Below are 13,178 nucleotides of genomic sequence, written 5' to 3' on the forward strand. Positions count from 1 at the left end.
AAAAAGAGAAATACATGAACGAAGTTAAGCTCAGCCGTGCGAATGTCTCCACACAGGATACCCACACCACTCAAGCTTCCAAAACAGAACAGAACAGACAGCTGGCACATGCCGATTCCTGGATGGATAAGCTGTCATCGGTGTTTTCGGAGTCAGTGGCTTCATTTACCAATCCACCGGTAGACGAGGCTAAAGCAATGGAACAGCTGAATGATTTGTTTAAAGAGCTGAAAAAAGATGCCAAAAGCCCGCTTAACGGTGGAACAGAACATTCGCTGAGTGTAAAAATCGAAATGGCTCTGAGGAAGCACAAAACAGAGGCGCAGACCCCGTTATCTGACCCAGCAACCTTACTGCGAAAGATGTTAACAGAGGAGAATCTGATTAAGGTTTCCGGTGGGCATTGGTTCGATGGCCTGCATCTTGACGTCGGGATGGATCATCTGTTCGCGCGCATTCTAGGAGCGAATCCTAAGGATGAGAAAGCGATGGCGAAAATTGAACGCATGAATCTGGAACAAACAAAACCCGCCTTGTATCAATGGTTATCAAAAGAGGTTTATGCAGTCGTGGCGAAGGGAACGCCGTCCAAAGCGGATATACAGAAAATCGGCATGTCATATATTAGCAGTGCCGGCGTCGGCATGGCGCTCGCAAGCCTGGGGCCAGTGGGCACCGGTCTGTCAATCGCCTGGTACAGCTGCCAGATTTTAAAGCAGCTCAGTCAGGAAGGCCTCATGAATACGGTCAACTCCCAGATGAAGGCCCAGCTGGATACGTGGATGGGGGCGAAAATGGCGGGAGGGGTTATCTCTGCCGCGGATGACCTGGAACTCTTTACCCATCTCGGAGATTGGTTGAGCGGAATTACCCCTGAGAGTATTGCTGGCAGAATGAACACCCATCAGCCTGGCGCAACGATGGTTGATACCGGAGGAAAGGGACCCGAACTTACGTTACTGACTGCGCCGACAATCAGTGGAGGCGAGAGGGTCCCCAAGAATGTTGATGCCGAAGGCTGGATAGCAAACAGCGTGCTTAACTGGGAAAATACGGACGTCGTTGAAAAGATACTGATGAAAGCAAAAACCTGTTATGAATTCCTGCTTCCGGAACAAGATACAGCCCCAGAGGTGTGTTCAAGCTCGCCTAACAGTGCAAATACTACCGCTATGGCCCTGCCAACCAAGATGGTGAAGAGTGTCGTGGAAGAGGGAATGGCGGAGAAAATACGCGTACTGGACGGTGAGGGGAATTTGAAACAACGCTTACGGCTGGCCAACGCTGACACTCCCGTTGAACTTTCAAATGCCAAAGTGCCAAATAAGATGTCCGGCACGGTAGCTACCACTGTCGCACCTTCAAGGTTTCAGCTCAGACCCGAGAAATCTTCGGGCGGAGAAACCGCTGTCTCCCCGACAGGAAGCAAAATAGAAAACACGGCAGAAAGAACCAATGCGGCTTTGGCAAAGAAGCCTGAAGAGGAAATGCTGTTGCAAGAGATAGGCCGCAGTTTTGTCTCGCCGAGGGATAATTTGCAGGGTGTGAATATAGTCCCAACAGATCCGAGTTATGTCAGCAACATGTTGACAACCCTGGCAGTCACTCTGGTGGCGGGTAAGGCAGCCGGAGCAGTAGCTTTCATGGCACAGCAGTTTAAGACGGCTGAAAGCAAACCGACTTCTCTGTCGGAATTAGCAAATAAACAGCCTGAGCCGGAAAATCCCTTTGCTGCGAATAAACCAATAATTTATCAGGCACTCGACTCTCTTTCCGCAGATGTGATAAGAACTGCCTTTGCAGATCATCCTCATGAATTAAATGAGGACAAGTTATATGAACTTTATTCATATGCAAAAGAGGACTATGCAAAAATTATCATTGAGGGGATAGCTTTTATTTCCGAAAATTATGTTGACAGTAAAATTATTACGGCGATTCAACAGGCAAGAGTCCGTTCTAACCTACCTGATGACGTTGCATTGGTCGACATGTTAAAAAATAAGCAATTTATCCTGGAAATTTCTAAGATGCTAGCGGACGGGCAATTTGAACACCCTTCTCTTCAGGCCTGCAATCTAGAAAAACTAATGGAGCCCATCCTCTCCAGAACGCCAGTAATGGCATTTGATGTAGAAGTTGGTTTGGTTTCGGAGTACTCAAGTAGGTTAACAGCCAAAATCGACAGCTATTTCTTCCCAGACGGCGGTGCAGAAGTGAAACTGGCTGCGATGAAAGCTATTAATGAAAAACCAAAACCTTCGATAATGCAGATGTACGAAAAAGAATATGATAAAATGCATGAGGCCGTATCGAATCAACACGCTTTAAACAAGTTTGGTATGAACGACTATGAATATTGGTATACTGAGAAGGGTGCAGCCAACACAGTTCAAGACTTATCGAGTACAATTACAGATCCAGAACTGGATGGATATATTGTATCTGCAGCGTATAACACTGGGAATGGAATCCCTATTCCGTTGAATAAATATGCTGAGTTTATTGAAAATTTTAATAATGCAAAAGCCAATACAGTAGACTATTTAAAGAATTTTAATATTAATATTTTGGTAGATGACATTTGCCTGGATGAGATAAGAAAAATACCCACACTACAAAATGCGAATCTTGAAGATAGAGTATCGTTGTACGATCTTCACAAAAGAATGGATTTGAGTTTAAAAGAAGTCGCGCTCGGTGGCATCTTTAGAAATTATCCGTCTTCCAGAACTGTAGCCATCTTTAGTAAGGCAGACGAAAAAAAACCGTATCATCAACACGATGTAAAATTCAAAGAATCAGTGATAAAGCTTGCGGGTAACGTTGAAGCCAGACTTGAAGAGACCATCAGGAATAATTTATCTCGGCCTGACGCTAAAAATGTAGTGAAGAATTTTATTGGGATTTCATTTAAGACTCAGCTAATAGATTACATGAAAAAAGCGTCTGTAGAAGACTTACGAGAGTTTGGCCCTGCCATTAATGATATTCTCGCAGGAACAACACAACCTAAGTTAATGGCGGTGCTGGAATATCCGATGTCTAACATCATCGCACTAAAAGGAATAGGTGAACGCTATCTTGCTGTCTCTACGTTGACACAAGAATCTAAGATCGTACCGAACAGACAGGGATTGGAAAATGATCAGAGCTTACAAGATTGGTTATTGCACCACTTGTCTTTCTATGACTCTCAAAGAAATATGGTTAAAACGTCTTTCACGGAAAAATTACTCGATCCTTTACATGGTATCACGCATTATGAATATCCGGTAAAATATAGTGAAACGGGTGATTACACGTCAGACTTGACTCAGCGTCATATTGACAAATTGAATTCCGATCCGGATGTTTTAATAAAAACTCGCTTTGAACAAGAAGTTGATACTGTTCTTTCCGCAGGTATCGATTTTCTAGGGATTCTGTCAGTGGGGGTGATATTCACACCGGCCAGCGCACTGGGCGTATTTTGCTCAGTGGCCATGGGTATGGGTATTTCAGCGATGCAAGTTGCGAAGTACTTTGTAGCAGAAACACCAGATGAAAAGATGGATGCGTTGTTAGAAGCAGTAATGAGTGGTGTATTTGATACGGGTCTAGAGATAACTCAGGCGATAAAATTTTTTCGACAGCAGATGTCATTAGCGATAAAAAGTAGTTTGAAGAATACGCCCAATAATTTCAGGCTGCCAGATTCAAAAACAAATATTGCATCTATACCCGCAGATTATAGAAAAGCGAAACCTATTGCTGAAGGAACAGCGGCAAAAATTTATAGTGTAGACGATTACCTGATTAAAGAATTTAAGCGCCCGTTGAAAGAAGGTGACTTCTCTAAAGATAATTTATTATTAACGCAATCAAAAACAAATAGTTTTTCGGGGGCATTGCATGATGCAAATAATAATGCCGTAGCATTCAACCGTCTTTACGGAGAGGGTTCATCCTTCGTCTTCATTGATAATATTGGAGATTCTAAAATTGTTTCGATGAAAATGCCTAAAATACCGGGTGAATCTTTAGAATCCATTCTAAAGCAAGACAATTTACAACAAATGAAAAATATCAGGAATTCACTGAGTGATGAAAATACTATACAGTCTATAATAGATCGTACACTTGCTGATTTGAAAAAAAATGGTATTATGCATGATGATATCAATCTCGCAAATATCATGTTCAATCCAGAGACTGACAAATTCACCCTGGTAGATTTTGACCGTGCAAGAATAAGCTCTAAAAAAGATGGACTGATCCCAGAACTGTCTGCTTCTCAGATGACCCCGATGGAGAAAAAGTTTAAAGCTGATTTAAATGAATTTAAAAGAAATATTGATAAACTCGAGCAACTAGAAAATAATGCCATCAAATTGGATTTCGATAATCTGGACAACAACCCAAATTTGATCAGTACCTGTTCCCCTCTGATAACTGCCTCAAGACATACGCGGGGAATTATACCCTGTACAGCCGCAAGCTCTGAATTTTTAGATTTCGAGCTTCCGGCCTTGGTCAATAACAGAAAACAACTTATCGATACTGAATTCAATTCACTAAAAGAAGCAGTTGCAAATCACGAAGACATTTTCACCACTACTGTAACCACCCCCAAGGACATCGAAAGATTAAAAGACCCAAACTATCAAGCCAAATTTATATTTGTACAAAATGCCCAAGGCAATCAGCAACTAATTATCGGTGGCATTGGTAAGAAAACTAACGTAAAAACGATTTCCCATCCTTCTTTACTAAGCGAATTAACTATTGATAAAACAGAATTGAAGATACAATCTGCTGGATACTTAGGTATGACAAAAAAAGGTGACGCTTACCTACTCAATACTTCAGGGCACTATAGACCCACTTACGATCATTTACGTGCAGCTCAGAAATTTCTTAGAGAAGTTGTGGGTGTTGAAAATGTTCATAAAGTTAAGTCCTCAACTATTAAATACCTATGGCTACATGCATTTAAAAGAATCATTGGTTGATTACCTAGAAGAAAATAACGGTTAAAATACTAAATTTATTTCTCGCCGGATATTGAAAGCTTGAGAGTTATCGCTTTTCCCAGGGTGTCGAACCCTTATACAAAAAATGCGGTAACTCTCATGATTCATACTAATAATCCCTTAATAGAATATTGGATCGACATTTTTATTCCTGAATTTAAAAATACCTATAATCCCAACCCAATGCTATTCAGATTCAAAGCTGAATATTTTTATTAAACCAAGGCCGACATTCAGGCGTATTGCTTAGAAAATTTATACTCCAGAGTGTTAATCACGGCGCGAACTCTGGCAGAGGGATTCAGGTCCGGATGTAAAACCAGCCATATGGTAGTTAAATCATAAACATCGAATGGATATAATGTTGTTACCGAGCAAACTTCATCATTATAGCGGTATTACTCCTTCTGGCTCCATTTCACGCGCTAAGGTAATAAACGCCTCTTTATTTTTAATCGCATATCCGGAGTTTTGCTTAGTTAATGAACCTTCCTCAACAAATTGTGCAATCACAAACAATAAATGACGGTACGACACCCCCATGTATTCGGCAACTTGGGTGTGCCTTTCGTTATATAAATCAGAATGTTGTGTTAATAATATAAATGCAGCAAGGCGATTCACCAACGGGAATGATTGATTCCTCGTTAAAGATACAATATTTCGATAATTTTTCTGCGTTAAACTCATACAGAGATCGCGTAAAAAAACAGTATCATTTAAAAGCTGAGTTCTATATTGCTTCGCGGGTAAAGCCAGACACCAACACTCCTCAATAGCCTGTACGGCGCGTGATTCATGCTGTTGATCTATTAGCTCAATTTCACCAATAAAACAATTCGGCCCAAAGAAATCAATCAGCGAAATTCGACCATTTGCCAGAGTCGCATAAAGCTTTGCTCGCCCACGGGCGAGATAAAACAAGTGAAAAGGCCGCTCTCCCTCCTTAACAATATAATCACCCGCCATAATGTGAAGCAGTCTAGTTTCCTGCATAACATCAAGCGAAAATTTATGCTGATAGTCAGAATTTTTTATTAATTGGCTCTTAAGATTTTCATTATGGATTTCTTTCATAATCATTTCTCTGTATGAGATTTCTCATATTTAACATACGTTTTTTACTGTTAGGGTTAAAGCGTTGACGTAACACTTTTAACATTTAATTAAATCATATGCATTTTATTGAAACCCTAACAAAGGAAATGAGAGATGGCTCAAAGAAAAATTATACTCGATTGTGATCCGGGTCATGATGATGCTATTGCAATTTTGATGGCGGCAAAACATCCAGCCATTAACCTCCTCGGAATAACTATCGTTGCAGGTAATCAGACTCTGGATAAAACGTTAGTAAATGGATTAAATGTCTGCCAGCAGTTAGGTATCGACGTGCCCGTTTTTGCCGGAATGCCTCTGCCACTAATGCGCCAACAGATCGTGGCCGATAATATTCACGGAGAAACAGGACTTGATGGCCCTGTATTTGGGCCCCTAAAACGCAAAGCAGAGAGCACCCATGCCGTTCAATTTATCATTGATTCGCTGATGGCCAGCGAGGGTGATATCACTCTGGTACCCGTTGCCCCCTTGACCAATATTGCGGTCGCCATGCGTATGCAGCCCGCTATCATCCCTAAAATAAAGGAAATCGTGTTGATGGGCGGTGCCTACGGCACGGGAAACTTTACCCCATCGGCAGAATTCAATATCTATGCAGACCCAGAAGCGGCGCACGTCGTGTTTAGTTCAGGCGCGCCTTTAGTAATGCTGGGCCTTGATTTGACCAACCAGACTGCCTGTACCCCAGACGTCATTTCCCGGATGGAGAAAGCCGGGGGGCCGGCTGGGAAGTTGTTCAGTGACATGATGAATTTCACGCTTAAAACTCAACATGAAAACTACGGCTTAGCCGGTGGGCCGGTACATGATGCTACTTGTATTGGCTATCTCATTAATCCCGAAAGGATTAAAACACGTGATATGTATGTGGAAATCGATGTTAACAGTGGTCCGTGTTATGGACGAACAGTGTGTGATGAGCTTGGTGTTACCGGCAAAGCTGCAAATACAAAAGTCGGGATCACTATTGATACCCAATGGTTTTGGGACCTCGTGGAAGATTGTGTACGAATGTATCACTGATTAAATGCCATAACAGCACCTGCATAAGGCATGCAATAATGTGCAAACCTCATTGCATGCCGATCAACCTAATGGGCTGTTTGCCGTCGCCCATATAGATATCAAATATATCGAGATTTTTAATAACGAGATAATCATTATGGATATAATGAGAAGTGTTTTAGGCATGGGGGTATTACTGGCAATTGCATTTATTATATCAGTAAATAAAAAAAATATCAGTCTGCGGACGGTCGGGGCAGCACTGATACTACAAATAACAATTGGCGGTGCGATTCTCTACTTACCTCCAGGTAAATGGTTAGCTGAGAAAGTTGCTTTTGGCATCCATAATATATTGAATTACAGTGATGCTGGCAGCTCATTTATATTTGGTGCATTAGCGGGACCCGATATGAACAGAGTATTTAACGGTGCTGGGTTTGTATTCGCTTTCCACGTATTACCTGCGATTATATTCATGACCTCTTTAGTGAGTTTGCTTTATTATATTGGCATCATGAAGGTACTGATCAACATTCTCGGTGGTATTTTCCAGAAAGCGCTGAAGATCAGTAAGATTGAGTCTTTTGTTGCCGTCACCACTATTTTTCTAGGGCAGAATGAGATCCCTGCCATCGTTAAACCCTTTATTAATCGCCTCAATCGCAACGAGCTTTTTACCGCAATTTGTAGTGGAATGGCTTCCATTGCCGGTTCGACGATGATTGGCTATGCCGGACTGGGTGTTCCCATAGATTACTTGCTGGCGGCGTCGTTGATGGCGATCCCCGGCGGAATTTTATTTGCTCGTATCCTTAGCCCTGCAACCGAAGAGTCACAAATAGTTTTCGATAACCTGTCCTTTTCAGAAACACCGCCAAAAAGCATCATTGAAGCGGTAGCCTCAGGGGCCATGACAGGGCTAAAGATAGCCGTAGGTGTCGGAACCGTAGTAATGGCTTTTGTCGCGATAATTGCCTTGATAAACGGGATTATCGGCGGCGTGGCTGGTTTATTCGGGTTTGCCCATGCCAGCCTAGAAGGGATATTGGGATTAGCTCTTGCACCCCTTGCGTGGCTTATGGGTGTTGACTGGAACGATGCAACCTTAGCGGGAAGCCTGATTGGTCAAAAACTCGCGATTAATGAGTTTGTTGCCTACCTGAGCTTCTCGCCCTATCTGCAAACTGCCGGCACATTGGATGTTAAAACAATTGCTATCATCTCATTCGCCCTGTGTGGTTTTGCAAACTTTGGATCTATTGGTGTAGTGGTCGGCGCATTTTCTGCCATTGCACCTCAGCGAACCTCAGAAATCGCTCAGTTAGGTCTGCGGGCACTGGCGGCTGCCACACTTTCTAATCTGATGAGTGCCACCATTGCGGGGTTCTTTATCGGAATTACATAATAATATTGAGCCAAGCTTAAGCTGTCCGTAATAGGTGATAACCGCACGACCAGGCTAATTGTTTGTCGATGCGTATATTTCAGCAGTCTGAAGCTTGGCAAGATATGATAATAAAATTGATATGCAGTCTTTTGTAACAATAGATATTTTTCGCGTTTTAGATCCCCTCACATATTGCAAAAATTAACGGGATAAAGAGGCTCTTCACTTATACCACTTTTCGACGTATCTGCCCGACGGTTAACCCTACGGCGAAACCCTACGCTTCGCGATGCATCAATATAGTTAGCCAAGGCGTCCCAAGCCGGATAAACAAACAATAAAACAGCGCCAATTGTCGATGAGTGCTGCCCCAAGGTAAACGCAGCAGTAACCCACACCACTGAAAACAACGCGCGGCTAAAATAATTACGCTCAGCCATTGTTCTGGAGCTAAGCAGCAGTCCTTGACCCTTCACTTTTGTTGACTCCCACTTAATATCAAATTGATATTACCCCATGGATTTTAGCTGTTGCTCCTGTGGGGCAGGCACTCTTGCGTCAGCGCCGGTCTTGATCCTAGACCGGATCATGAAGATGACTCATGTTTAATGAAATTAAATCACTTTTACTCAATCAATGACTCTGGCATAAAATACCCATTAACATAACTATAGACAAAATGAAGACGACTGGGTAACAAAACCAGAAAAATAAATTTGAAAAATCCTGAAAAAGCAACAAGTAAATCAGGTTTTATGTAAAAATTAGGATACCAGATTGCGATGAATACAGAATTGACATTTGCCATTAAAAGCCTTCGTTTCGACGAGAATTATAACCCCTCGGAAAGTACGCGTATCACGACCAATTTTGCTAATTTGGCCAGAGGTGAGAAACGCCAAGATAACTTGCGCAACGCCTTGGTGATGATTGACAATCGTTTCAATTCCCTGGCGCACTGGGATAACCCTAAAGGCGATCGTTATTCTGTTGAACTTGAAATCATCTCTGTTGAGTTGAATATTGATATTCAAGGCAAGGGCAATAGCTTCCCAGTGATCGAAATTCTGAAAACAAATATCGTTGATAAAAAAACTAACGAACGTATTGAAGGCATTTTAGGGAATAACTTTTCCTCTTACGTACGAGATTATGATTTCAGCATCTTATTGTCAGAGCATAATAAAAACCAATCTGAATTTAGCCTCCCAGAAAATTTTGGCAGCTTACATGGTAATATATTTAAACGTTTCATCAACTCAGACACTTACCAAAATAACTTTAATAAGAAACCGGTTATATGCCTAAGTGTGTCGAGTAAAAACACCTATTACCGGACGGGTAACGAGCATCCTGTACTGGGTATAGAATATCAACAAGATGAGTTTTCCTTGACTGATAAGTATTTCGAAAAAATGGGGCTGCGGGCTCGCTATTTCATGCCTGCAAATAGTGTTGCGCCTTTGGCTTTTTATTTTACTGGCGATTTGCTCAGCGATTACACTAATCTGGAACTGATTAGTACCATCAGCACAATGGAAACTTTCCAAAGGATTTACCGACCTGAGATTTACAACGCTAATTCTGCAGCAGGAAAATGCTATCAACCCAGTTTGAATCACCAGGATTATTCTTTAACTCTAATTGTTTATGATCGAGAAGAACGTAGCCAATTGGCTGTTGAGCAAGGGAAGTTTACTGAGGAGCACTTCATTAAACCCTACCACACTATTCTTGAACAATGGTCTGCTAATTCCGTTCTTTGATTAACCAAAAATATAAGGTCATCTATTATGAAAATTTTGTTACCTACTTCGACTGCTGGCAGTTTGCCTAAACCCTCTTGGCTTGCACAACCTGAGACACTTTGGTCACCGTGGAAACTGCAAGATCAGGAATTAATTGACGGCAAACAAGATGCGCTACGTTTGTGCCTGCAAGATCAACTGCAAGCAGGTATTGATATTGTCAGTGATGGTGAGCAAACCCGCCAACATTTTGTCACCACCTTTATTGAGCACCTCAGCGGCGTAGATTTTGAGAAACGTGAGACGGTGAGAATTCGTAATCGCTATGATGCGAGTGTGCCGACAGTCGTGGGTGCTGTGAGTCGCCAAAAGCCCGTTTTTGTAGAAGATGCCAAGTTCTTACGTCAGCAAACCAAGCAACCGATTAAATGGGCCCTGCCCGGTCCCATGACTATGATAGATACCCTCTATGATAATCACTACAAAAGTCGCGAAAAACTGGCGTGGGAATTCGCTAAAATTCTTAATGAAGAAGCCAAAGAATTAGAAGCGGCGGGTGTCGATATTATCCAATTTGATGAGCCTGCATTTAATGTGTTTTTTGATGAGGTGAATGACTGGGGTATTGCCGCGTTAGAAAGAGCCGTTGAAGGCCTCAAATGCGAAACTGCCGTACATATTTGCTATGGCTATGGCATTAAAGCCAATACAGATTGGAAAAAGACGCTGGGGACAGAATGGCGACAATATGAAGAAATCTTCCCTAAACTGCAAAAATCTTCTATCGATATAATTTCGCTGGAATGCCAGAACTCTCATGTGCCAATGGACCTGATTGAACTCATTCGTGGCAAAAAAGTGATGGTTGGGGCTATTGATGTGGCAACCAATACTGTTGAGACACCAGAGGAAGTTGCCGCTACTCTGCGAAAAGCCCTTCAGTTTGTAGATGCCGACAAGCTCTACCCTAGTACCAACTGTGGAATGATCCCATTACCTCGTCGAGTCGCAAGGGGCAAACTGAATGCGTTAAGTTTAGGCGCACATATTGTCCGAAAAGAGCTATCGGCTAAATAATTTCGCCAAGTCGTCGATCAATTGAACGGAACTCAGTCCGGGTTGGGCGAGCGTAACAATCGCCAAATATTCCTCCCCCACCGGACTGAGAGATCCTTGTCATCGTGCACAGAGTAGATTATTAAAAATTTTCCCTTAAACAATCCCTATCCCCTCCTTCTTTCGTTTCTCCTTCTGTTCCATTGTGGGATATATTAGGGGCACTCTCGTAAAATTCTCCCTCTGTAACAGGTAACACCGGCAATGGCTCTGATCCCAAAAAACTACACCCGGCTCGAAAGCGGCTACCGTGAGAAAGCCCTAAAAATTTATCCGTGGGTATGTGGACGCTGCTCGCGCGAGTTTGTTTATTCAAACCTACGCGAATTAACGGTGCACCATATCGATCACGACCATACCAATAACCCGCCAGATGGCAGTAACTGGGAGTTATTGTGCCTGTATTGCCATGACCACGAACACTCTAAGTACACTGAAGCTGACCTGTACGGCACAAACGTTGTGGCGGGTGAGGACGCGCAAAATGATATTGCTGCAGCAACCTATAATCCGTTTGCCGATTTACAGTCGATGCTCAATAAGAAGAAATAGTGTACGCAACGTCGGCGTCTGGCAAAGAGAGATCAACTCCAGGTTGCAGGTGCAGGGCTATGGCAAAAATCATAGGGCAAAAAAAGATATTTGGCGTCAGATATTGAGCCCAAATGCCGTCAGCAGTGCACTTATTTTAGGCGAACGATGGCGCGATTTTGCATAGATCAATGACAGCGGAATTGACGCCTCGGCGTATTCGGGGAGTAGCTCGACCAACTCACCACTCTCAATATATTTGTCGACTGCAAAGTCCATTATTTGCACAATGCCCATCCCGCTAAGTACCGCCTCTAACAGCACGTCGGCTGTATCAACGACGAAATTACCTTTGATATCAAATGACTGTTTTTCTCCTGCGAGAGTATAAAACCACTTGGTGGCACGTCCCGTATTCTGCGCTTTAACAGTCAGGCAGTTATGCTGAACCAATTGCGCAGGCGCGAGAGGAATTCCGCGACTGTCTAAATACTCCGGCGATGCCACGGTGACAAAACGCAAATGCTTGAGGGTTCTCGCGATAAGCCGTGAGTCCTGTATGCTGCCAATCCTTATCGCCGCGTCAAAGCCCTCTTCCACGAGATCAACTAATCGGTCAGTCATGACGGCATCAATAGATAATGCCGGATATCTATCAAGGATCTCTTTGAGGAGGGGAATAATCACTAATCGACCGTAAGCGGAAGGAGTGGTTATTCTTAATTCGCCTTCTGGAAAGACGGTTCTTGCAGTAAGAGATTGTCCGACCTCATCCATTTCATGCATCAGGGCTTGTGAGGACTCATATAAAAATATGCCGTCGCTGGTCAAACTTACGCAATGGGTATTGCGGTTTAACAAAGCAACGCGAAGGTCCAGTTCAAGTCTGGTAATAGCGCGAGAAACCCCAGATTGGGTGAGACCCAATGCCTGTGCGGCTTTGGTGAAACTCTGTGTCTCTCCTACCTTGATAAAGATTTTAAGCGCGTTCAAATCCATCGTTTTTTCCCTTCTGTCCCTGGCGCAATGGCCTCGGTCACTAAATGACTCGGGCAACGTTATCGCTAAAGATACAATATGCTATCAGGAAAAATTAATACTATTATGTGCTTAGTTAAAATATAACGCTATGTCGCTACAGCCATCAACAAATTTTACTATTTTATTAATGAAAAAAGTCATAACGATTATGATTCATATTTCATTTACACAGACCCACAATTAAGGATATTTATTCAAAACGCTTAATCC

Annotated in this window: 9 protein-coding genes; 6 read left to right on the plus strand and 3 right to left on the minus strand. The window is 42.7% G+C overall.

The genetic code is table 11. The features are described from left to right. The first annotated feature begins 14 nt into the window (after positions 1–14). Complete coding sequence (locus GA565_RS15990; RefSeq protein WP_152199325.1) at positions 15–4,994, plus strand: lipopolysaccharide kinase InaA family protein; 4,980 nt, start codon at positions 15–17, stop codon at positions 4,992–4,994. A 408-nt stretch (positions 4,995–5,402) separates the two neighbouring features. On the opposite strand, the gene yeiL is transcribed toward GA565_RS15990, so the two are convergent. Continuing rightward, positions 5,403–6,092, minus strand: a complete 690-nt coding sequence (yeiL, locus tag GA565_RS15995; protein ID WP_152199326.1) for a transcriptional regulator YeiL — start codon at positions 6,090–6,092, stop codon at positions 5,403–5,405. A 135-nt stretch (positions 6,093–6,227) separates the two neighbouring features. Between yeiL and rihB the strand changes: the two genes are divergently transcribed. Both rihB and GA565_RS16005 read left to right on the plus strand, forming a co-directional pair. After that, the gene (gene rihB / locus GA565_RS16000; RefSeq protein ID WP_152199328.1) at positions 6,228–7,160 is read left to right on the plus strand and encodes a ribosylpyrimidine nucleosidase; all 933 of its coding nucleotides are present in this window, start codon (positions 6,228–6,230) and stop codon (positions 7,158–7,160) included. 139 nt (positions 7,161–7,299) lie between these two features. Further along, positions 7,300–8,550 (plus strand): NupC/NupG family nucleoside CNT transporter, encoded by a 1,251-nt coding sequence (locus GA565_RS16005; RefSeq protein WP_152201557.1) that lies wholly within the window; start codon positions 7,300–7,302, stop codon positions 8,548–8,550. 167 nt (positions 8,551–8,717) lie between these two features. Here GA565_RS16005 and GA565_RS24810 read toward each other — a convergent pair whose 3' ends face one another. After that, positions 8,718–9,008 (minus strand): hypothetical protein, encoded by a 291-nt coding sequence (locus GA565_RS24810; RefSeq protein ID WP_226950978.1) that lies wholly within the window; start codon positions 9,006–9,008, stop codon positions 8,718–8,720. A 306-nt stretch (positions 9,009–9,314) separates the two neighbouring features. On the opposite strand from GA565_RS24810, the gene GA565_RS16015 reads away from it, so the two are divergent. The 3 genes from GA565_RS16015 (at position 9,315) to yajD (ending at position 11,948) form a co-directional block, all read left to right on the plus strand. After that, positions 9,315–10,298, plus strand: coding sequence for a DUF1852 domain-containing protein (locus GA565_RS16015; protein ID WP_152199330.1), 984 nt, complete (start codon positions 9,315–9,317; stop codon positions 10,296–10,298). 27 nt (positions 10,299–10,325) lie between these two features. Further along, on the plus strand, positions 10,326–11,357 hold the full coding sequence (locus GA565_RS16020; RefSeq protein ID WP_152199331.1) for a methionine synthase: 1,032 nt from the start codon (positions 10,326–10,328) through the stop codon (positions 11,355–11,357). A 243-nt stretch (positions 11,358–11,600) separates the two neighbouring features. Further along, positions 11,601–11,948: an HNH nuclease YajD gene (gene yajD / locus GA565_RS16025; RefSeq protein WP_152199333.1), complete on the plus strand. Its 348-nt coding sequence runs from the start codon at positions 11,601–11,603 to the stop codon at positions 11,946–11,948. 96 nt (positions 11,949–12,044) lie between these two features. Here the strand turns inward: yajD and GA565_RS16030 are convergent, their stop codons facing one another. Beyond that, on the minus strand, positions 12,045–12,926 hold the full coding sequence (locus GA565_RS16030; RefSeq protein WP_152199335.1) for a LysR family transcriptional regulator: 882 nt from the start codon (positions 12,924–12,926) through the stop codon (positions 12,045–12,047). Positions 12,927–13,178: the final 252 nt, after the last annotated feature.

Origin of the sequence: Rouxiella sp. S1S-2 (assembly GCF_009208105.1) — a bacterium.
Taxonomy (GTDB): domain Bacteria; phylum Pseudomonadota; class Gammaproteobacteria; order Enterobacterales; family Enterobacteriaceae; genus Rouxiella.

Bases quoted from the DNA above. Each gene is read 5' to 3' on its own strand.
- GA565_RS16020 (WP_152199331.1), top strand. From the start codon at position 10,326: ATGAAAATTTTGTTACCTACTTCGACTGCTGGCAGTTTGCCTAAACCC.
- yajD (WP_152199333.1), top strand. From the start codon at position 11,601: ATGGCTCTGATCCCAAAAAACTACACCCGGCTCGAAAGCGGCTACCGT.
- GA565_RS16030 (WP_152199335.1), bottom strand. From the start codon at position 12,926: ATGGATTTGAACGCGCTTAAAATCTTTATCAAGGTAGGAGAGACACAG.
- yeiL (WP_152199326.1), bottom strand. From the start codon at position 6,092: ATGAAAGAAATCCATAATGAAAATCTTAAGAGCCAATTAATAAAAAAT.
- rihB (WP_152199328.1), top strand. From the start codon at position 6,228: ATGGCTCAAAGAAAAATTATACTCGATTGTGATCCGGGTCATGATGAT.
- GA565_RS15990 (WP_152199325.1), top strand. From the start codon at position 15: ATGAACGAAGTTAAGCTCAGCCGTGCGAATGTCTCCACACAGGATACC.
- GA565_RS16015 (WP_152199330.1), top strand. From the start codon at position 9,315: ATGAATACAGAATTGACATTTGCCATTAAAAGCCTTCGTTTCGACGAG.
- GA565_RS16005 (WP_152201557.1), top strand. From the start codon at position 7,300: ATGGATATAATGAGAAGTGTTTTAGGCATGGGGGTATTACTGGCAATT.